Here is a 22,438-nt window from a genome sequence, read left to right on the forward strand (position 1 = left end):
CAACTAAGGCCTAGCAAGACTTTTCTAGAGGCGATCAAGCATAGTTTTCAGTTCTCCCTGCACCCTTTCGTAGCTGGCCGCTAAGGTCGGGAAATGCCCTGGGTCCATGGCCCGGGAGTCCCGTTGGCGGGTCAGATTTTCCAAAGTTTTAGCCTGTTGTGCCAGGAGTACCGCCCCTAAATTAGCACTGCTAGAACCCAATGTATGGGCGGCCGAACTCAAATTTCCCCAATCTTGATTGGCGATCGCCAGTTTGATCCGTTGCAATAGTTCCGGCGCCGTTTGGCAATAGATATCGATAATCTCCCGAAGAATTAACTGACCATTCTCTCGATCCAAGTCCCGTAGAGAACAGATTATGTCTTGGTCAATGGGGGGTAAAGTTGTGCCAGCCGGATCTTCTGGGCAGGGACTAGAAGGGGATGGTTTAGCCTCAAAAGCACTAACACAGGAAACAGTAGCCATCCGATCTTGGCTGGTGGACTGGAGCGCAGTGGCGGCCACTTGTAGGGCCTGTTGTAAGGCTTCTAGGCGAATGGGCTTACTGACATAATCATTCATGCCGCTGGCCAAACACCTTTCCCGATCGCCTTCCATGGAATAGGCTGTCACCGCAATGATCCAAGGCCTTTCACTCCGGCCCTGGGACCGTCGAATATGCTCCGTGGCGGTTAAACCGTCCATTTCTGGCATTTCCACATCCATCAACACCACGTCATAATCACCTTTTGCCAAAGCCGATAAAGCTTCTTGACCGTTATTGACCACATCCACTGGGTACCCCAACTTTTTCAGTAAAAGCTTAGCTACCTGCTGATTGATTAGGTTATCCTCCGCCAACAAAATAGTTAAATTAGAGGAGGAATAGGGAAACAAAGGCCCGCTAATTGCCTCCGTAGACACCAGGGTCGGGGGCTCAGTTTGCCCCAACACGTCCACCAAGGTATTTTCAAGCTCATCGGGGTTAATGGGACTCTTGATCCAGGCTTGCACCGGTGGTTTGTCGCCGCTGTAGCGCTCCCCTGGGGATAGATAAATATCCGTGGCTACTAACACTGGAATGTCCTGTTCCGTAGGGGCCCAGGTTGTAATTTTCCCTAAGTCAAAATCGGTGAACTGCTTTCCCCGGCCCTCTGGATAGGGGCAATGGAGGATGAGGGCACCATAGTTTTTTTGAGTTAATCTGCTTTTGAGATCTTCCCCTAGTTTAGCGGGGGAGGAAAAGGTAATTTGCTCCGCTTGGAGACGCCAACTGGCCAAAAGATTTCGCATTCTGGTGCCCCGGCCCTCATCGTAATCTGCCACTAACACTGATCGCCCAATGAAGAGGGAGTGGCGCAAATTATGGACAGAATAGGCACAACTGGGCAGCACCGTTAAATTGACTGTGAAATAGAAAGTCGAACCCTCGATCGTCGGTTGCCCTATCTGCCAAAGTTCAGGGGGATTTCCCACCACACAGCCATTACTTTCAGCCCAGATGGTGCCCCCCATCAAAGCAGTCAACCGCACACAAATGGCCAAGCCTAACCCAGTGCCGCCAAAGCGACGGGTAATGGAAGAATTGCCCTGGCTAAAGGCCTGGAACAAAGCCTGTTGTTGGTTAGGAGCAATGCCAATGCCCGTATCCTGCACCGCAAAACAGATTTGATATTCCCCCTTAGCTGCGTCGTGGTCCACCACTTCCACCGTCACCTTGACCTGTCCTGCCTCGGTGAATTTGACCGCATTGCTGAGGAGATTAACCAAAATTTGCCTGAGGCGAGTCACATCCCCCTGGAGGTTGGGGGGAATGGGGGTGAGAAAACGTCGGATCAGAGTGAGGGATTTTTGCCGGGCGCTCGGCACCACCACGTCCAAGGCTTCCTCCAGGCATTGCCCCAAATCAAAGGGATACACTTCCAGGTCTAATTTGCCGGCCTCAATCTTGGAAAAATCTAAAATATCGTTAATTAAGGTGAGCAGGGTTTCCCCGCTGTTGCGGATGGTTTGGGCGAAATATTTTTGTTGAGTGGTTAGGTCCGTGTCTAGTAATAATCCGGTCATGCCGATGATGGCATTCATGGGGGTGCGAATTTCGTGGCTCATGGTGGCCAAAAATTCACTTTTAGACCGATTAGCTGCCTCCGCCGCCGTGGTGGCCGCCACCAATTCCTGATTTTGTTCGGCCAATTGTTGCCGCATGCGCCGTTCCATTTCCAGGGACTGTCCCTGAATCATTTCCACCTGTTTACGTTGGCTGATGTCCCGGTAAAGCCAAAAATGACCCTGGGAGCTATCCCCCAACATGATCGGCACATAATCTCGCTCAAAAAAGCGCCCATCCTCTAGGGCAAGTTCCACTTTTAGCAGGGGTTCCGGGGACTCGATCGCCAAAAAGTTGTGGGTTACCCCCTGGCCATGGGATATCAAGCCATTAATGCGGGGGGCGATCGCCGTTAAATTTTTGCCCAGCAGAAGGTCGGCGGGAAAACCCAGATTAAACAGCCGGGCAAATTCGGGATTGACCACCACAATGGTGCCCTGGGCGTCGGTCATCAACACCCCTGCTTGCATATTTTGCACCAGGATACCCAGGCGGGTGGAAGTACAGGCCAGGGCTTCGGCGGTCCTGGCCTGTTCCAGGAGAGTGTGGTGTAGATTATCCCTGGTTTGTTTCAGTTCCAGGTGGGTTTTTACCCTAGCCAACAGTTCCGGCGGGCTAAAGGGTTTGGTGACATAGTCCACTGCCCCCTTGGCAAAGGCTTGCAGCAAATCTTGTTTTTCGTTGCTAGCAGTGAGAAAAATTACCGGAATATCCCTGGTTTGGGGATCTTGTTTAAGGCGATCGCACACCTCCAGCCCATCCATGCCGGGCATCATCAAATCCAGCAGAATGAGATCCGGTTGGGCCTGGGTCACCCGTTGCAAAGCTTCCGGCCCGGAGGTCACAAAAGTAGTGCTGTAACCTTCCCCTTCCAACAGTTCCGAAATCACATAAATATTCTCTTTTACGTCATCCACCACCAGAATGAGAAAACTCTCCGGCTCAAAAGTAGCAATGGGTGGGTGGGGCTGGGATGGGGACATTACAAATTGGCCCGTTGGTGTTTTGATGATGTTTTGACTGTGTTGATGAGGAGCCAACTGAGGAAAGGATGGAAGAGTTTGCAGTGGTGATAATTGGGGCGGGGCCGGCCGGGGGCCAATGTGCCCGACAGTTGGCCCAACAAGGTGTCCGAGTCCTGCTAGTGGAGCAACATTCAAATTTTAGCCAAAATAATTACTCCAGCGCGGCTAGTCCTTTGGAAACCATGGCATTGTTCGATCTGCCCCCGGGGGTGGTGGCCCGTTATTGGCGCAATTTGGCGATCGCCGCCACGGAAAAGGAACAAATATGGTACAGCGATCAACCCCGGGGTGTGGTGTTCGATTTTGCTAAATTGCGACAATTTTTAGCGGATACGGTCACGAAAGCAGGGGGGCAAGTGTGGTTGGGGCACCGCTTTTGGGGTTACCAGCAAGTTGGTGATGGTTTGGAGGTTACCCTGCGGCGATCTAGTAAAAATTCCCTAAGTAGTGACTCAGTGGAGAAAGTCGAAAAAGTTACAGTAAAAACTCAGGTACTCATTGATGCAACGGGGTCAAAACGGGCAGTGATTAATTGTGGGCAACCCAAAGCGACGGATAACAACCAATATTATCGGGGCATTGGTACGGAATATTTGATTACAGTAGATGAAACCACCCACCAACGTTTTGCGGATACCCTAGTTTTTTTCCTCGGTTACCGTTGGAGTCCCCAGGGTTATTCCTGGATTTTTCCCATGGATAATCACCAGTTAAAGGTAGGGACAGCAATTTTTGCCGGGCAACACCGTTATTTGGGCGAATTGAAGCCGCTCCGTTCCTACACTGAAGCTATTATCCGGGATTATTTAAAACTGGAAAAATCCCAATACCATCTGGAGGAAATTCACGGCTCTGTGCTGGACTATGCCGTTAACCAGGGGGATACATACCATCGGGGCTCCGTGCTGGCGATCGGTGATGCGGTATCAACGGTGAACTTTTTAGGGGGGGAAGGCATCCGCCATGGTATGCAGGGAGCCAATATTGCCGTTCCTTTTGTGGCGGATTATCTCCGGGGTCATGTACAAGCTTTTGAAAAATATGAACAGGCCATGAAAGCCCATTTTGCTGAACCCTGGCAACGGACAGAAAAATTAAGCCAACGGGTTTACCTCGAATTCGGCGATCGCCAGATTGATTTGGGGGTGACCTACTTGAGTTACCTCCGCTATGATGACGTGCTGGATCTCCTTTTCCATTACCGATTTGATAGGATCTATGGGGGCATTACTCCCCTGTTGCTCAAAAAAGTTGCCCAATTTAGCCAGCAGTGCCGCCAATGGCTCAGAAAACTCTCACCATGATTAGAGCCAATAAAACCAATTATCCCTAAACGATGAAGGTTAAAGTAATCCTCAAAATCTTAGAACGGGATGGTTGGTACGTAGCTCGAATACGGGGAAGTCATCGGCAATTGAAGCACCCCCACAAGGCAGGTTTGGTAACTGTACTGGGCAAACCCAGTGACGAATTAGCCCCTGGGACACTAGCCAGTATTCTCAAGCAATCTTCTCAAGCAATCAGGTATTACTTTATGAAGTATTTAGTCATCATTGAAACGACAACAACGGGATTTTCCGCCTATTCTCCCGATTTACCAGGATGTGTGGCAACAGGAAAAACGAAGCAAGAAGTTGAACAAAATATGTCGGAGGCGATCGCCTTTCACTTGGAGGGAATGCGTTTAGAAGGATTAACTATCCCAGAGCCAACTTCCTTTTCTGCCTACGTAACAGTTGCGGCTTAATTTTCCCCTCTTCACACCAAAATCATTCCCTGTTGTCAATGGCTCAAAAATCTTCGTCGTTTTTTCCCTATTTAATTGCCGGACTTTGCGCCCTGTTGGGGGCCTGTAGCGGCAACCAAGCATTGCAGGATCGTTTTGCCGCCAATCCTTCCCTGGGTAGTTCCCCCAGTCCCACCACCACTGTTTCCCCCACTCCGACCCCAGAAACTACGGAGCCGGATACCCCCACCACACCGGAACCTACCCCCACGGCCACCTTTTCCACTGGCACTTTTAGCGATCTAGACAAAGTAGGCGATCGCCAAAGGGAAGAAATTGAGGATTTAGCTCAACTAGACATTGTGCAAGCCAAAACAAGTCAGGAATTTGCGCCCCAAAGTAACATCAGTCGGGGAGAATTTGCCCGTTGGTTATTTCAGGCCAATAACGTCTTTTTTGCTAACCAGCCCAGTAAACAAATCCGCCCCGCTCCCAGTAACGCCACCCCTCTTTTCACCGACGTTCCCCCCACCCATCCCGACTTTGCTCAAATTCAAGGTTTAGCCGACGCCGGCTTAATCCCCTCTAGCCTCACCAACGACCCCACTGCTAGTCAGTTTCGCCCCGATGCGCCCCTAACCAGGGAAGATTTAGTCCGTTGGAAAGTGCCCCTAGATCAACGCCGAGCCCTGCCCAATGCGAGCCTGGAAAATATCAAAGAAACCTGGGGTTTTCAGGACGCGGCCAAAATCAATCCCAACATTTGGCCCGCCCTAGCCGCCGACTTCCAAAACGGCGATCAAGCCAACCTGAAAAGAGTGTTTGGTTACATCACTATCTTTCAACCCCAGCGTCCCGTAACTAGGGGAGAAGCGGCCTCTGCCCTCTGGTTTTTAGGAGTCCAAACCGACGGCTTAAGTGCGAAAGATGTAATCAATGCTCCCGCATCCCCATCCCCCGGAGTTGAGCCCACTGTTACTCCAGATACTGTTAATCCGGATACTCAAGGTAATTCACCTAATTAATTAAGAGCTAAAATCGCTCACACTGGTTAATTGAACTTAAATTTGACTAAATTTAACTAGCTTTGACCATGGCAGTAACCATGGGTTAAACCTATCCAACTAATAATTGTAATTTCGTCGGGGCATTCAACGCCGATTAAGTCGCCCCAATAGTTGTCAAACTGCCCACAAAAACTCTTGGCATGGACTTTTTTTCTTTGTCCGGTCAAGATAATATTAGTCTGCTGATCAGAGAACTGAACCCCTAAGAGTTGACAATGCCCCTATCCTCCCAACCGGCCATCTTAATTATTGGTGGTGCAGAAGATAAAGTTCACGGCCGTGAAATTTTGCAAACCTTTTGGTCGCGTTCCGGTGGCAACGACGCCATTATTGGCATCATTCCATCTGCATCTCGGGAGCCCCTACTGATTGGGGAGAGATATCAAACCATCTTTAGCGACATGGGGGTCAAGGAGTTAAAAGTCTTGGACATCCGTGACCGTGCCCAGGGGGATGACAGTGGCTACCGATTGTTTGTGGAACAGTGTACAGGTATTTTCATGACCGGGGGGGATCAATTGCGTCTCTGTGGCCTGTTGGCGGACACTCCCCTAATGGACCGCATTCGTCAGCGGGTACATAACGGGGAAATAAGCTTAGCGGGCACCAGTGCGGGGGCGGCAGTAATGGGGCATCACATGATCGCCGGGGGCAGTAGCGGTGAATGGCCCAATCGAGCGCTGGTGGATATGGCGGTGGGGCTGGGCATTGTGCCGGAAATTGTGGTGGATCAGCACTTTCACAATCGTAATCGCATGGCCCGGCTGTTGAGTGCCATCTCTACCCATCCTGAGCTGCTGGGTTTGGGTATTGATGAAGATACCTGCGCCATGTTTGAGCGGGACGGTTCCGTTAAGGTAATTGGCCAAGGCACAGTCTCCTTTGTCGATGCCAGGGACATGAGCTACACTAACGCCGCTTTGGTGGGGGCCAATGCCCCATTGAGTCTCCATAATTTGCGGCTCAATATCCTTGTCCATGGGGAGGTTTATCATCAGGTAAAACAGCGGGCCTTTCCCCGGGTAACCTAGCCATGACCCAAGGCAGGTAAGGTTCCCTGACCCTGGGGGCTGACTCGGATCAATTGTTCACAGCGAACAGTTTCAGTCAGAGGCCTAGCTTGAGAATGATAGTCGGCGTGTTGCGCTTCTTGCATTGGTTCTTGACTGACACAGATCATGAAAATTCTTAAAACCCTTACCCTCCGCGGCCCTAACTACTGGAGCATTCGACGCAAGAAGTTAATTGTAATGCGCCTCGACCTGGAGGATTTGGCGGAGCGACCCTCCAACAGTATTCCTGGTTTTTATGAAGGGTTGATCAGGGTGTTGCCTTCTCTTGTAGAACATTTTTGCTCCCCAGGACACCGGGGCGGCTTTTTGGCAAGGGTGCGGGAGGGAACCTATATGGGCCATATAGTCGAGCATGTGGCCCTGGAATTACAGGAGTTGGTGGGGATGACGGCGGGGTTTGGTCGCACCAGAGAAACCTCCACCCCAGGCATTTATAACGTTGTTTATGAATACGTAGATGAACAGGCAGGACGTTACGCTGGCCGAGCCGCGGTGCGCTTGTGTCGTTCCTTGGTGGATACGGGGGATTATTCCCTGACAGAATTGGAAAAGGATCTGGAAGATTTACGGGATTTGGGCGCTAACTCAGCCCTGGGGCCCAGCACAGAAACCATTGTCACTGAAGCCGATGCCCGTAAAATTCCCTGGATGCTGCTCAGTGCCAGGGCCATGGTGCAATTGGGTTATGGGGTTCACCAACAGAGAATTCAGGCCACCCTTAGTTCCCATTCCGGCATTCTGGGGGTTGAACTGGCCTGTGATAAGGAAGGTACAAAAACCATTCTCCAAGATGCGGGCATTCCCGTTCCCCGGGGCACCACTATCCAATATTTTGATGATTTGGAAGAAGCCATCAATGATGTCGGGGGTTATCCAGTGGTAATTAAACCCCTGGACGGTAACCATGGTCGGGGGATCACCATCAATGTGCGCCATTGGGAAGAGGCGATCGCCGCCTATGATCTGGCCGCTGAGGAGTCCAAAAGTCGTTCCATTATTGTGGAGCGTTACTACGAGGGCAGTGACCACCGGGTCTTGGTAGTCAATGGCAAGCTAGTGGCGGTGGCGGAAAGAATTCCAGCCCATGTAACCGGGGATGGCACTTCCACCATCACTGAATTAATTGATAAAACTAATCAGGATCCCAATCGCGGCGATGGCCATGCCAACATCCTCACTAAAATCGTGGTCAATAAAACGGCGATCGATGTGATGGAACGCCAGGGTTATAACCTAGACAGTGTTTTACCTAAGGATGAAGTGGTTTACCTGCGGGCCACCGCTAACCTCAGCACGGGAGGCATAGCCATTGACCGCACCGATGATATTCACCCGGAAAATATCTGGTTGATGGAAAGGGTAGCCAAGGTCATTGGCTTGGACATTGCCGGCATTGACGTGGTGACCTCCGACATCAGCAAGCCCCTACGGGAAACCAACGGAGTAATTGTGGAAGTTAACGCCGCTCCAGGTTTTCGTATGCATGTGGCCCCCAGCCAGGGTCTGCCCCGTAACGTGGCCGCACCAGTATTGGATATGCTCTTTCCCTCCGGTACCCCCAGCCGCATTCCCATTTTGGCCGTGACGGGGACTAATGGTAAAACCACCACCACCCGCCTCTTGGCTCACATTTATCGGCAAACGGGCAAAACGGTGGGTTACACCAGCACCGATGCCATTTATATCAACGAATACTGCGTGGAAAAAGGCGATAATACGGGGCCCCAGAGTGCCGCAGTAATTTTGCGGGATCCTACGGTGGAGGTGGCAGTGTTAGAAACGGCCCGGGGAGGCATTTTACGGGCAGGTCTTGCTTTTGATACCTGTGACGTGGGGGTAGTGCTCAACGTGGCGGCGGATCACCTCGGTTTGGGAGACATCGACACCATCGAACAAATGGCCAAAGTTAAGTCCGTCATTGCAGAGGTGGTGGACCCCAGTGGTTATGCGGTGCTCAATGCGGATGATCCTTTAGTAGCGGCTATGGCAGACAAAGTGAAAGCCAAAGTGGCCTATTTCTCCATGAACCCCGATAATCCTGTTATCCAAAACCACATACGGCGGAATGGCATTGCGGCGGTGTATGAGTCTGGTTATGTGTCCATTTTGGAAGGCTCTTGGACTCTGCGGGTGGAAGAGGCCACATTGATTCCCATGACCATGGGGGGGATGGCACCGTTTATGATTGCCAATGCCCTGGCAGCCTGTCTGGCGGCTTTTGTTAATGGCTTAGATGTTGAAGTTATTCGCCAAGGAGTAAGGACTTTCACCACCTCAGCGGAACAGACCCCTGGAAGGATGAATTTGTTCAATCTGGGTCGGTACCATGCACTGGTGGATTACGCCCATAACCCGGCGGGCTATCGGGCCGTGGGGGATTTTGTCAAAAACTGGCACGGTCAACGCTTTGGTGTGGTGGGAGGCCCTGGCGATCGCCGAGATAGTGATCTAATTGAACTGGGACAAATTGCGGCCCAGGTATTTGACCGGATCATTGTCAAAGAAGATGATGATAAACGGGGCCGGAGTGGGGGAGAAACAGCGGATTTAATTGTTAAAGGCATTTTGCAGGAGAATCCCGGCGCGGCCTATGAGGTAATTTTGGACGAAACTGTAGCGTTGAATAAGGCTTTAGATCAGGTAGAGGAAAAGGGTTTGGTGGTAGTGTTCCCCGAAAGTGTGAGCAAAGCCATTGAGTTAATTAAAGCCCGTAAACCCATTGGTTAAAGGTTTTCTTCCCCCTTGCTGGAGTCATTGCTATGGACACCACCTACCAAAAAAGTAACCTTGCCTGGGAATTGCAACAGTTAACCCAAAATGGACGGGAATGGCTGGCTTGGCAGACCGATCGCCTGTGGCAGGGAGTGCCGCCGATACCAGGGCTGGACATTCCCAATTGGGAGTGGTGGGAAGAGTTAATTTTCCACGGCTTACTCTGGTTAATTATTGCCTTGGTGATCGCCGCTATTTGGTTTAACCGCAAAACTTGGCAGAGATATTGGCAGAATCTGAGCAACGTTGATCTCAATCCCCATTTTTCGCCCCCAAATCCCGGAGTTAACCATTGGCTCAAAGCTGCTCAGCAGGCCGCCCGCCAAGGAGATTATTACCAAGCCTGCCGATATTTGTACTTGGCCACGTTGCAAATGTTGCAGGAGCAAAGAGGTTTAGAACCGACACCGGGGAGAACTGACCGGGAATATCAACAGTTAACGGAACAATTTCCCCAGGCCGGCGCCTACGACACCATTTTCACCGTCCATCAGGAACTCTGTTTTGGCCAGCAACAGGCTTCCCTAGAGTTATTTGAAGATTGCCAAGGGGCGATCGCATCTTTGGAACGGGCTCCGAAAACAAGGACGGATCAGCGAAAATTTGCTGGGTCTTGATCCCGGCGGTGGCGCACTGGAATGGGTTCTCCTTCGCTGTCCCCCACTAAACTGGCGGTGGTTTCCAAAGCTTGACGAAGATGTTTAGCTGCATAAATGGACATATCCCTGGGCACATTAATCCGATCCCGCAGATAACGCAATGCTTGGTCTGTACCCTGGGGTGCCGCACATTTTTCCCCCGTGGCCAGTAGGGTCAACGCACAGCGCAGAGCTTGATCAAACTTTTCCCCCTGGTTATGGGCATTGACCTTAATAATATTTTCGTGGTGTTTCACCACCCTGGCGATCGCCTCTTGCTTAACATTTTCCGGTTCCGGGCAGGTGGCATCGGGTAAACCAAACCAAGGGCCGTTGTCCACCCGCTGTTGATTCTGCTGGGCCTGGACACTACCGTTGGAGTAACAACCACCCATTTGGGGCGGCAAATCATGGGCATGGGTATGGAAATCACTCTGGGTACCCCTATAGGTCATCCGGGTTTCCAGCGCCGCAAACCAGTCTTTTAAGCGGGGATTATCCTCCCTTAGGGAATAACCTTTGTAATAAAACAAGCTCGCATTCATGCGCTCCACGTAGGGAACAAAAACGATGTCAGCAGTGCTAAATTCTGGTAAGAAATACGGGCCAGGTAATTTTTCCAATGCTTTTTCCACTTGATTCACCACCTGTTGAAACTGTTGTTGATTCCGTTGATCAGCACCGGGAAACATGGCAGGGTAGCAGAGCCAATTACACCAGGCTCGAAACAGTAACCTTTCTAGTTTTCTAAGGGGTAATACCAATGGATCTTCCATCGCCCAAAGCAATGGTCCAAAAGCTTTTTCTAAGGCTATTAAAATATCATCGCTTTCAGTGTAAAATCTACCATCCAGTTCCAAGGCAGGCAACATTCCCGATGGCACTAATTTTTTATACCAATCCTCCTTTTCCCCATAGCAAAACATGGTCACCTTTTTGATTCGGTAAGGAATTTGCTTTTCTTCTAACCATAACCAAACTTTTTGACAATAGGGGCACCAGGCATGGTTATCGCGATAAAGAGTAACTTGTAAAGACTCCTTTGATTGTCCAAATAATCTCAGAGTTGCCTGGGCATTGGTGGGACCATTAACCGTATCCACCTGATAGTCGGATAGTTCAGCTAAAGCTTGCCAAGAAAGGGGAGTAATCATAAAAATTATTATCTTAATAATGGTGGAACAAAATAAGAAATTTGGGAGAAATATTTTGTGTTTTAACTATAGCAAAAAGTGAGTTATTCGAGACACTTTCAACTTCAAAACGTTTATTCCGAGAAGGTTTCAGTGACTGTTGGTTCTAACCGTCTCGATCTTCGCTATAGTTTCTAATTCAACCAAAATGATCGGAGTGGTTCTAGGACAGCGTTCACATCTTTAATTCTAACTATTAGTATGATCAAAAAATCAGCCAAGTAATGAAATCGGGCTCTTTTCGCGAAATTGTATTATTTTTACGACTGGTAGGTTTTGATGTAAGGTGAAGCGAAAGCATCGGTAGCAACAATATGAAGCAAATTATTCCCGCACTGATTACTTTATCTTTTTCTCCAATGGCGATCGCCGCTTTGCCCCCTCAATATCAGAACGTCAAAGATTTGGAGGCAATGGTCAACTATGTTAAAGAGAATCCTGACGTGGCGGCAACGTTGAAATCCATAGACCTAGAAAATCAAACCATCAACTACGGTCAAGACTGTCAGGTAACGTTTGAGCGAAAACCTTCCCCCAAGCCCCTTGGCTGGGCTGGCCCCGCCGAACTGCTTCAATTCAAAGCCATTAATTGTCCAAGGGAATAATTCATTGCCAAACGGCGATCGCCCGTAAAATTTGGATATATTTTACCTAAGCACTCCACAAGTATTTATGCACCAAATATCAATGAAGCAAACTCGTTTTGTCCAAGTTCTCATAGTGTCAATATTCCTAGTTTTCGGAATGGCGATCGGACTGCAGCAGTTATCTGCACAGCCAAAGATGACGCTTTCAAGAATCCCTCTAGAAGACAAGTTGTATGAGCCTGCAGGAATGGCATTTAGACCTAATCAATCCAATCAACTGTGGGTAGTCAATCATGGCAATGACTCAATCGCAACTTTAACAAATCTTGGAGAGTCTAACCTAGAAGTATCAGTTAAAAGTGATGCCTACGCTGAGCATTTTCTAGCCAAACCAACCGGCATTGCATTTGGTTATGATGACACGTTCGCAGTCTCAAATGACTCGATCAACGAGTTACGGGGAATGAATTTCATCAAAAATCCTGAGCGAAATAAAAATTTTGTTAATAACCATTTCATGGGTCCTACTTTGTTCTCGGCAAGCACCTATGCTTTGGCTGGACAAACTAAGAAATATCTAGAAGATTGGCCGCAACCTGGGAACGGACATGATCCAGACCGTGATTTGACTCTTTCACAAGGATGTCCTTTAACTTATTGGAATTCTAGCGTTCAGCAATGTTACTGGCCGCGTGAAGGGAGCCACTTGGATATGTTGCATGAAAGTCCGTTAGCCATGGGAATTGCCCATGACAAGGGTAATGCCTATTTCTTGCTAGATGGCTGTGGTAGTCGAGACAGCAATAAGCAGTGCTTGGGTAATGGGCATTTAATGCGCTATGACTTTAACCGAGATCACCAGGAAGGTAATGGTTTTCATGGCGATGGCATTGTTTGGCGTTACCCAGAAATTGATTTCAAACGTGACAAAGATATACCTAGCGGAATGTTGGTGCTAGATGATTGGCTCTACTTTTCCAATACTGGTATGGGCAAAGTTGAGAGAATAGCTACTACGGAGGGAAATGTACAAACCATTGTCAAAAGTTGGTCAGATCAATACGATAAAGAACAAGTTGGCACTGGAATAATTAGCTGGGAAGATGTTAAAAGTGTCTCAATGGATGGAGATGAACCAGAGGCTATTAGTAACTGGGTAAGAACTCATGGAGATCTTGCTAAGATAGCGGAACTTGGCCAAGCTTGGATTCCTCCTATGGAAGTTCTTGCAGAATATTCTTATGTTTACAATGTGCCTCAGGAAACTTTTATTTCAGAAAATTGGCTAGACAAACCTTCGGGACTTGCTAGCGATGGAAAATCTCTTTTCGTTGCCGACTACAGCTCTGGGTGGATTGCCGCTTTCGATTTGAAAACTGCAAAATTGGAATGGAGATATCAGTCAAAGCTTAATAGTATTTCAGGGCTGGCATTTAATCCTAATAAATCTCATGAACTGTATATTTCGGATCGTGATACTAATTCTCTTTACCAGTTGAAGTGGAACTAAAATCACAAGAGATAGAAAGCTCTTGGCGATACGGATGCCTGATCGTAAGCACTCCAAACTCAAACAGTTTGCGAAGTCTAGGGGAATCAGTGTGAATAAGTTGGTTGAGGAGCTTTCAACCATTACTTTGACTGAATTTGATGCTTATAATCATTTTCGGTTAATGGCAGCCTGGGGTAACATCACAGAAGGTTTAAGGCTTTTGGGTAATTTTAGATGGATTCGATTAGACCCTTAGAATTTGGGTATGTTTGACAATCTGTGCAAATTTCTGGCCGAATCATTTTCCGAAGACTATGCTGCCTGGTTGCTGGGACGACCAATCAAATTGACCAAGCTCAGTCCAACGGAATTATCCCTGGAGCCAATTCGGGCTGACTCCCTAATTTTGGAGCAATCGGAAGACTTGGTTTTACATTTGGAATTCCAAACGGAACCTGACCCCACCATGGGTTTTCGGATGTTGGACTATCGGGTAAGGGTTTATCGCCGTTTCCCCCAGAAAACGATGCACCAATTCGTTATCTACCTGAAACGTAGTAACAATGATTTAGTTTATCAGGATAGTTTTCAGGTGGGGGAGACTTTGCACCGTTACCAAGCGATTCGGCTTTGGGAGCAACCATCGGAAGCATTTCTCCAAAGTCCAGGGTTGTTGCCCCTAGCGGTATTGACGCAGACCTCTGACCCTACATTAAAATTGAGGGAAGTGGCGACTGTATTGGAACAGATTGAGGATAATCGAGTTAAAGCAAATCTCATGGCAGCAACTTCTGTTTTTGGAGGAATCCTGCTGGCCCCTGAGCTGATCAAAACGATTTTAAGGAGTGAAATTATGAAGGAATCCGCTGTCTATCAAGAAATTTTACGGGAAGGGGAACAACGAGGTTTACTTAAGGGCAAACTGGAAGGGAAACTAGAGGGTCGGCTCGAGGGAAAACTGGAAACTATACCTCTGTTGAAAAAATTAGGTCTTACGATCGCCGAAATTGCCAAGGAGTTAGATATTGATGTTGAACTAGTTAATCAGTTTGTCGCTAACCAAAATAATTAAGGATTTATAGTGATTATCCTTTGGCATATAGGCTGACCCGCCCATCACTTGCCGATGCAAAAGCGGCTAAAAATACGGTCTAAGACTGATTCTGTTACCGTTTCCCCTGTCACTTGCCCAAGGGCATTGATAGCCAAACGTAAATCAATAGTCCAAAAATCTAGGGGTAACTGTTCCGCCATGGTTTGTTGCAATTGCTTGAGCGCCAGTTGAGCTTCCGTTAAAACAGCCTCTTGCCTTTGGTTAATGGCAAAGTCCAAATTTTGCGGTGATAAATTGGTTTGATTTACTTGCTCAATAATGGCATTTTCCAAAGCTTCAATGCCTAGATTAGCGGCGGCTGCAGTTAACACTGTGTTGGTGATTTCTGGTGGATAACTGACCAAATCAGCCCGGCCTAAATCAATTTTGTTAATGACTAAAATCAAAGGGCGGTCTTTGACTTGCTCATAAATCAATTGATCCGCTTCTGTCCAACCCTGGTGGGCATCCACCGTCAGCAAAACTAAATCCGCCTGTTGGGCCGCTTTGCGAGAGCGTTCCACTCCGATTTGCTCCACCTGATCCGCTGTTTCCCGTATTCCTGCCGTATCCAATACCTGGATGGGAATGCCCTCTACTACAAGTTGGGATTCCACCACGTCCCTCGTCGTGCCCGGTAGATCTGTGACGATCGCCCGGTCGGTGCGGCTCCAGGCATTGAGCAGACTAGATTTTCCCACGTTGGGCTGTCCGACAATGGCCACTTTTAAACCCGTGCGCAATAATTCCCCCCGCTGGGCTGTGTTTAAAATGTCCTCCAATTGTTGGTACAAATTCTGCAATTGCTGACGAATTGAATCTTCATCCAGGGGCGGTAAATCGTCTTCAAAATCAATGCGTGCTTCCACTTCCGCCAAAATATCTAAACAGGTGTTGCGCAAATCCCGAATCGGTTGGGCTAATTTGCCCTGTAATCCCGCCAAGGCGATCGCCGCTGCCTGGGGAGATTGGGCCCCCACCAATTCACTAATGCTTTCCGCTTGGGTTAAATCCAACCGACCATTGAGAAAGGCCCGGAAACTAAATTCCCCCGGCTGGGCTAGCCTGGCCCCCTGTTGCAAACACAGTTGTAAAACCTGTTGCACGGGCATAATGCCGCCATGGCACTGGAATTCCACCACGTCTTCTTTCGTGTAGGAACGGGGCGCTAGCATCAATAGGAGTAGGGCTTCATCGATCGCCGCTTTGGTTTGGGGATGGCGCACATGGCCGTACAAAATGCGATGACTTTCCCAAGTTTGGTTGCCCGGTGCATCGAATAAAGTTTTGGCAATGGTGAGGGATTGTGGCCCCGATAGTCGCACCACCCCGATGCTTCCCTGCTGGGGCACAATGGCCGTGGCGATCGCCGCAATAGTATCTTCTAATTGCATTGCCTAGTGTCAAACAAAATTTTGGATTCCATCGGCTTAATTTTAAGGTTTTCGTTACTACGGCAGGTACTACAAATCCCCAACAGTGGTTAAGGATCAAGGCGGTTAGCCAGAATGGCCACGGGCACCATGGGAATCATAGGTAGTAAACAGATTGCCCACTGTTGCCAGTCCATGGGAGCAGTTTTGAACAATACATTCATAAATGGCAGTTGACTGAAACCAATTTGTAAGGCGATCGCCACCGCAATGCCCAGTAACAGTATGGAGGCTTTGGTAATGGTTTGACGTTTACCCGTCACATAGCCCAGAAAACTACGCCCTAACTGGCTAATGCTGAGTAGATAAATCACCCTAGCGGCCACCAGGGCTTGGATGGCCATAGTACGAGCTAGGGCTAAGTCGTCATAGGTGCGATTAACCCACTCGAACATGCCAAAAATTAGAATCCAATTGAACAGGGATACCAGTAAAATGCGGTGCAGTAACTTTTTGGTAATTAGGGGTTCGTTGGGATTGCGGGGAGCCTGTTGCATAATGCCCGGTGATTTGGCTTCAAAGGCTAGGGGCACAGTCATGGTGATGGAGTTGATCATGTTTAACCACAACACCTGCAGGGAAAGAATGGGCAAATTCAACGCCAGTAAAACGCTGATCAAAATGGTCATGGACTCCCCGCCATTAACCGGCAGCAAAAAGGCGATCGCCTTACGGAGATTTTGGTAAACGGTGCGTCCTTCTTCCACCGCCGCTTCAATGGAGGCAAAATTATCGTCCGTGAGCAACATATCGGAGGATTCCCTAGCCACCTCTGTGCCCCCTTTACCCATGGCAATGCCAATGTCAGCCCGTTTTAAAGCTGGGGCATCGTTCACCCCATCCCCCGTCATGGCGACAATGTGACCCTTCTCCTGTAGAGCTTCCACCAGTTGTAATTTTTGTGCTGGAGCTACCCTGGCAAACACGCAACTATCTTCAGCGGCTTGGGCCAATTCTGCCGGACCCATGGTTGCCAACTGTCGTCCTTCAAAAGCAATGCCATCCCCTTCAGCGGCAATACCCATCCGTTTGGCGATCGCCTGAGCGGTGCTGATGTGGTCGCCGGTGATCATTTTCACTTCAATGCCAGCGTCATGGCAGGCGTGGACTGCGGCAATGGCCTCCGGTCGTGGCGGGTCGATCATGCCCTGTAAACCTAAAAATATTAGCCCTGTTTCAATATCCCCGTGGTCAATCGCATGGTGATGGGGCTCCACGGTTTTTTTAGCAAAGGCCAACACTCTTAGACCCTGTTGGGCCATATCCTCAACATTTTCCTCAATTTCCCCTCGGTCGATGCTAACCATTTGACCATCATCGAGGAGCATGGATTCACACCGTTGTAGTAAGGACTCCACTGAACCTTTGACGTAAATTGTTCTGCCGTCCCCATCGTGGAGAGTTGCCATGTATTGATAATCCGATTCAAAGGGAATGGAATCTAAACGGGGTTTTTGACTTGCCAAACCGGCTTGACTGAAACCAGCCTTGGCCGCCGAAGCTAGCAGTGCTCCCTCCGTGGGATCCCCCACCACCGCCCAATCATCCCCCCGATGTTCCAGTTGGGAATCGTTACAGAGCATGCCCGTCAGCAAACATTCTTCCAACACTGGGGGTAAACCATCCAACAAAACGTTATCCACTTCTTCTCCCATCACTTGCCAAAATTCTCCTTTGGGACTGTAACCACCGCCGCTAACTTCGTAATGTTTGCCCCCCGCATACACCGCTTGCACTGTCATCTGATTCTCCGTTAGGGTCCCAGTTTTATCGGAGCAAACCACCGTGGCACTACCCAACGCCTCCACAGCGGGCAGTTTACGGATAATGGCGTTACGTTTAGCCATGCGATTCACCCCGATCGCCAAGGTGACGGTCACCACAGCAGGCAAACCTTCGGGAATGGCACTAACGGCCAAGGCCACCGCCGCTTCAAACATTTCCAAAGGGGAACCACCCCGTCCCCAACCCACCGCAAAGGTGAAGGCCGCCAGGGTAACAATTACGTAGAGCAGTGTGTGGCTAAATTTGGCAAACTTACGGGTCAAAGGGGTCATGAGGCTGACCTGCTTTTCCATGGATTGGGAAATTTGCCCCATTTCCGTGGCATTGGCAGTAGCTACTACCACCCCGGTTCCCTGACCAAAGGTGACAAAGCTCCCCGCATAGGCCATGTTTAACCTTTCGGCCAGGGGCGTTTCCTCCGGTAAAAGTTCCACCGCCTTTTCCACCGGCACTGCTTCCCCCGTCAAAGCCGACTCATCCACCTGGAGATTACGCACTTTTAACAGCCTTAGATCCGCTGGCACCTTATCCCCCGAAGCGAGGGAAACAATGTCACCGATGACTAAATCCTGGGAAGGAATCCGTAGATTTTGCCCATCTCTCAACACTGTGGCTTCTGTTGTTACTGCCTTGGCCAAGGAGGCGATCGCCCCTTCTGCTTTCGCTTCTTGGATGTAACCAATGATGGCGTTGACTAGGGTAACTCCCCAAATAACCCAGGCGTTGGTCCAGGAGCCGAGAAAAGCCTTAACCGTACCAGCAATGAGCAGAATGTAGAGCAGAGGTTGGTGAAATTGCAGCAGAAAACGCAACCAAGCTGGTTTGCCCGGTTTAAATTTCAATTCGTTGCGGCCATATTGTTCGTAACGCTGGGCCACCGCCTCCGCTGTCAGACCTAAACCTGGATCGGTGTGCAAATCTGCAAGAATGTCTTCCCCTGGTCGATGGTGATGGAGGTAAGAACTTAAGGTGGGGAAATCCATACTGATTTGGGGGCAAAGGAAACGCCCCCATGGTATCAACTGGGCCGAAAAGAACCAAAATTACTGCACGAAAAATCCCCCACTAGGCAGGGAGGACCTAAAAAAACTGTCATGATCAGGCAACGCACTAACATCAGGCGATCGCCACTACAAACCGACATCAATCCCGGCAAATTTAAACTCTGCCATGGTGATTAATCAATCCTCTCCTATTTCTTCTCCAATGCAGGTTCCACTACCAAATAATAAATATTGATGAATTGAATTGGAAGCAATTACACTGCCACTGGCTTTTGCTAGAAATGTTCTACCTTCAACGTATTCGTCAATGGTTGTTTCTTCTCCATAAACATCAAAAGTTACAACTTTTTTAGCTCCTGAATAACAACTTAAGTTGTCCGTTAATTTTGGCTGTTTTTTGTTGAAAACTTCCCCTTGATCAATCACACACATACCCCCACTAAAATTAACCCAGTGTTGTCCTTCACTGTCGGAAACTTTTATTTCATGGGCGAATTTATATTCATCAGCAAAGGGGCCTTCCACCACATTTTTACGAAAAATTTCTTCTCCCCCGGAAAAGCATACTAAAACCGGCAGGGTCTGATCTGGGGAGTTAGTATTGGCCACTGCCATCGCGGGCTGATTTCCCAGCAGGAAAATAGCAATGGGAAGAATAACAAAATAAATAAGTAATTTAATCAATTTATTTATCCTATAAACTAATAAAAGCTTGGCAACAATTGGTTTCCCTGCATTATCCTTGACGCAGGGGCGATATGGCTCAGCGAAATGCCCACGGGGACCAGGGGAGTTAAGCGGAATAAACCGATGATAGCAATAATATGAATCGGATTAAATTAGGGCAGAATTTCTAGAAATAATTAGTGGGAAGACTGTAATCTTTTTAAAAAGTAGCCCACTAAATAAAGGGAACCACAGAGAACAGTCAATTGTTCAGAATTTTCGTTGGTTTTCTCTAAACTTTCCAAGGCTGTAAAACAATCATCAAACAGTGTAACCTCTTTTAAATCCGGCATAATCTGCCAGGCTAACTGCTCCAACGTTGGTAAATCCCCGCTGTCATGGTCCGGCACTGGCACTAATAACAGGCGATCGCCGGGACGAAGTAAATGCTGAAAAATTTGGTCATGTTCCTTGGTGCTGAGCATACCCATCACCCAGGTAATGGTGGGCAGGTAATTATCCGATTGATCAACTAACCCATGGGTATAGTTTGCCAGAGCTTTGGCCGCCGCCGGATTGTGGGCCCCGTCTAAAAGGATTTTTTGTCCGTTGTAGTCCACCCACTGCAATCGTCCAGGCCAGACAGCTTTACCCATGCCCCGTTGGATAACCTCCGGTGTTAATTTATCCCAACCCTGGTGTTTTAATTCCTGCAAAGCGGCGATCGCCAGGGCCGAGTTTTGTAGCTGAAAATCTCCCAATAGGACCAGGGGATATTCAAAACCTTGCCAACTAGCCCAGGGTTGACCATTTTTTTCCGTGGCAATGGCGGGGGTAACCCAATAATCGGGGCAATGTAATTCGGCAATGCGTTCTTGAAAAACTGCCTGCGCTTCTGGGGGAATGTTGCCTAAAAATACTGGCCTCTGGGCTTTGAGAATGCCAGCTTTTTCCCTGGCAATGTGAGCTACGGTTGGCCCCAAAACCTGCCAATGTTCCCGACTTAAAGAGGTAATAATGCTAAGCAAACAAGGTTCTGGGACGTTGGTAGCATCCAGTCTGCCCCCCAGCCCCACTTCCATCACCGCGATGTCCACCTCTGCCTGGGCAAAATAAAGCCACACCGCCGCAGTAAACACCTCAAACAAAGTCGGGCGATCAGAACTATCCGCCGGGGCGATCGCCGTTACTTGTTGCAATGCCCCGATTAAACTAGCGTCATCAATGAAACGGTTATCAAGCCAAACCCTTTCCCGCCAATCAATTAAATGGGGAGAAGTGTAGCGGCCCACCTTATAGCCCGCTTCCGCCAACACACTGGACAGATAGGCACACACCGATCCCTTGCCATTGGTGCCCCCCACATGGACATAGGGCACTTTTGCCTGGGGATTGCCCAACTTGGCCAGTAGGCCATGGATGCGCTCCAGACCCAGATTAACGCCGGCGGTTTTATAGGGTTCCAGTAGGGTGTTGATATCCATGGCAATTATTGTTGGCAAAATTCAGTTGATGCATTTAAACCGATGCGGTTACTTTGGTCTCGGTTAAATCGGGGACATTTTTCGGCAATGGACAGGCGATCGTCTCACCACCGTTGTAGCCCACTAGGGTTGTTTCCCCTTGGTAATGGCGGGGAGTTTCCAGTAACATTTTCCAGGCTTCTTTGGCAGTCAACAAATTCATCTGCCCAGGATAATGGGTTTGTAGCAAATCCTGCACTAAAGGATAATAATCGGAATTTACGTCGGGAAATAAGTGGTGCTCTGTGTGGTAAGAAAAATTAAAATGTAAGCAATCAAATAACTTGGGCATCCGCAAAGAAACACTATTAACCAAAGGATCATTAATATCCGTCATCGGGCAAGCCAAATGGTTGGTGTAGATATAAAACATGCCCATAGCATGACCCAGGAAAATCGGCAAAAAGTAGCCTAAAATAATGGGAATCAATTGGAATTGCAGGTAAAACAAAATGCTTAAATGCACTGCCCCTATGGCTGCTAATTCCAACCAAATTCTTTGGCGGTCTTGGGCTTTAACCGTAAAAGCAGCCGGAACAAAATCGGCGTTACCACCAGTGAAGAAAAGTACGGAAATCAGGTTACGAAAATTATGTACACCCCAGGCAGTACCCATGCCAAAAATTAACCAAAGGGTATTAACTTCTCCCGAGGGAGCAAACAGGTGATGAATCCATTTTCCCCAAGTTTTCGGCTGTTCGTGCAGATAATTTCGGTCAGGGTCCCGCAAACTATTGGTGTTATTATGATGAACTTGATTATGGAGCGATCGCCATTGACTAGGGGGCATCCACCAGAGGGAAAGACCTAATAAACTAATCAGGTAAGAAATTTTAGAACGTTTTTTGAGCACACTACCGTGCATCAGGTCGTGGCTACCGAATAAAAATACGGTGACGCTATTACCCATTAATAGGGCCATGGGCAAAAATAACCAAAGCCATTGCCCAGGCCACTGATGGAGATGACGAGCGATGGTTAGTCCCGCAACATAAATACCTAGGTTTAAACCTAAAATAACTAATTTCTTGGGATCGGCTTGGAATGCTTCCGGTGGCAAAAGAGGACGGAGTTTTTTAACGTATTCAGATTGAGCAGTGAGCACCAGGAATAATCCCTAAAAGTTAAACAAAGCAATTTCAGTGTAAATGATTTTACCTGTTTTGGGAAAATTCCGAGCTGATGCAAAGTGTTAAGAAAATCTTAACTGCTTCCTTTGGTATATGAAAATAGTCAAATCTATAGTCATTTCAATTAACGATGAGAGAATTTAAT

At 48.5% G+C, this 22,438-nt stretch carries 16 protein-coding genes; 9 read left to right on the top strand and 7 right to left on the bottom strand.

Annotated elements, in window-relative coordinates:
- Positions 1-24 precede the first annotated feature (24 nt).
- Positions 25-3,069: a response regulator gene (locus tag C7I86_RS06795; protein WP_010872514.1), complete on the bottom strand. Its 3,045-nt coding sequence runs from the start codon at positions 3,067-3,069 to the stop codon at positions 25-27.
- Between the two features lie 68 nt (positions 3,070-3,137).
- Here C7I86_RS06795 and C7I86_RS06800 point away from each other — a divergent pair, with 68 nt between their 5' ends.
- The 6 genes from C7I86_RS06800 to C7I86_RS06825 all read left to right on the top strand — a co-directional run bounded on the left by C7I86_RS06800 (position 3,138) and on the right by C7I86_RS06825 (position 10,366).
- Positions 3,138-4,415: an NAD(P)/FAD-dependent oxidoreductase gene (locus C7I86_RS06800; protein ID WP_010872515.1), complete on the top strand. Its 1,278-nt coding sequence runs from the start codon at positions 3,138-3,140 to the stop codon at positions 4,413-4,415.
- Between the two features lie 32 nt (positions 4,416-4,447).
- Positions 4,448-4,858 carry a type II toxin-antitoxin system HicA family toxin gene (locus C7I86_RS06805; protein WP_010872516.1) on the top strand — a complete coding sequence of 137 codons (411 nt, stop codon included), beginning with the start codon at positions 4,448-4,450 and terminating at the stop codon, positions 4,856-4,858.
- Positions 4,859-4,896: 38 nt separating this feature from the next.
- Positions 4,897-5,862, top strand: a complete 966-nt coding sequence (locus C7I86_RS06810; protein WP_010872517.1) for an S-layer homology domain-containing protein — start codon at positions 4,897-4,899, stop codon at positions 5,860-5,862.
- Positions 5,863-6,119: 257 nt separating this feature from the next.
- Positions 6,120-6,935, top strand: a complete 816-nt coding sequence (locus C7I86_RS06815) for a cyanophycinase (RefSeq protein ID WP_010872518.1) — start codon at positions 6,120-6,122, stop codon at positions 6,933-6,935.
- A gap of 147 nt (positions 6,936-7,082) precedes the next feature.
- Positions 7,083-9,704 carry a cyanophycin synthetase gene (gene cphA / locus C7I86_RS06820; protein ID WP_010872519.1) on the top strand — a complete coding sequence of 874 codons (2,622 nt, stop codon included), beginning with the start codon at positions 7,083-7,085 and terminating at the stop codon, positions 9,702-9,704.
- Positions 9,705-9,736: 32 nt separating this feature from the next.
- Positions 9,737-10,366, top strand: a complete 630-nt coding sequence (locus C7I86_RS06825; protein ID WP_010872520.1) for a DUF4129 domain-containing protein — start codon at positions 9,737-9,739, stop codon at positions 10,364-10,366.
- Here C7I86_RS06825 and C7I86_RS06830 read toward each other — a convergent pair.
- On the bottom strand, positions 10,342-11,541 hold the full coding sequence (locus C7I86_RS06830; RefSeq protein WP_010872521.1) for a glutathione S-transferase family protein: 1,200 nt from the start codon (positions 11,539-11,541) through the stop codon (positions 10,342-10,344). The genes C7I86_RS06825 and C7I86_RS06830 overlap by 25 nt on opposite strands.
- A gap of 353 nt (positions 11,542-11,894) precedes the next feature.
- Here C7I86_RS06830 and C7I86_RS06835 point away from each other — a divergent pair, with 353 nt between their 5' ends.
- From C7I86_RS06835 to C7I86_RS06850, 3 genes are all read left to right on the top strand, one after another.
- The gene (locus C7I86_RS06835; RefSeq protein WP_010872522.1) at positions 11,895-12,185 is read left to right on the top strand and encodes a hypothetical protein; all 291 of its coding nucleotides are present in this window, start codon (positions 11,895-11,897) and stop codon (positions 12,183-12,185) included.
- Between the two features lie 82 nt (positions 12,186-12,267).
- Positions 12,268-13,677 (top strand): YncE family protein, encoded by a 1,410-nt coding sequence (locus tag C7I86_RS06840; RefSeq protein WP_223211360.1) that lies wholly within the window; start codon positions 12,268-12,270, stop codon positions 13,675-13,677.
- 247 nt (positions 13,678-13,924) lie between these two features.
- On the top strand, positions 13,925-14,731 hold the full coding sequence (locus tag C7I86_RS06850; protein ID WP_010872524.1) for an Rpn family recombination-promoting nuclease/putative transposase: 807 nt from the start codon (positions 13,925-13,927) through the stop codon (positions 14,729-14,731).
- A gap of 44 nt (positions 14,732-14,775) precedes the next feature.
- On the opposite strand, the gene mnmE is transcribed toward C7I86_RS06850, so the two are convergent.
- The 5 genes from mnmE to C7I86_RS06875 form a co-directional block, all read right to left on the bottom strand.
- On the bottom strand, positions 14,776-16,146 hold the full coding sequence (gene mnmE / locus C7I86_RS06855; RefSeq protein WP_010872525.1) for a tRNA uridine-5-carboxymethylaminomethyl(34) synthesis GTPase MnmE: 1,371 nt from the start codon (positions 16,144-16,146) through the stop codon (positions 14,776-14,778).
- Positions 16,147-16,235: 89 nt separating this feature from the next.
- A complete protein-coding gene (locus C7I86_RS06860) occupies positions 16,236-18,953 on the bottom strand; it encodes a cation-transporting P-type ATPase (RefSeq protein ID WP_010872526.1) in 2,718 nt (905 codons plus the stop codon).
- A gap of 198 nt (positions 18,954-19,151) precedes the next feature.
- Complete coding sequence (locus tag C7I86_RS06865) at positions 19,152-19,589, bottom strand: hypothetical protein (RefSeq protein WP_010872527.1); 438 nt, start codon at positions 19,587-19,589, stop codon at positions 19,152-19,154.
- A gap of 248 nt (positions 19,590-19,837) precedes the next feature.
- Complete coding sequence (locus tag C7I86_RS06870) at positions 19,838-21,124, bottom strand: folylpolyglutamate synthase/dihydrofolate synthase family protein (protein WP_010872528.1); 1,287 nt, start codon at positions 21,122-21,124, stop codon at positions 19,838-19,840.
- A gap of 34 nt (positions 21,125-21,158) precedes the next feature.
- The gene (locus tag C7I86_RS06875) at positions 21,159-22,268 is read right to left on the bottom strand and encodes a fatty acid desaturase (RefSeq protein WP_010872529.1); all 1,110 of its coding nucleotides are present in this window, start codon (positions 22,266-22,268) and stop codon (positions 21,159-21,161) included.
- Positions 22,269-22,438 lie beyond the last annotated feature (170 nt).

This window comes from Synechocystis sp. IPPAS B-1465 (assembly GCF_003015225.1).
Taxonomy (GTDB): Bacteria; Cyanobacteriota; Cyanobacteriia; order Cyanobacteriales; family Microcystaceae; genus Synechocystis.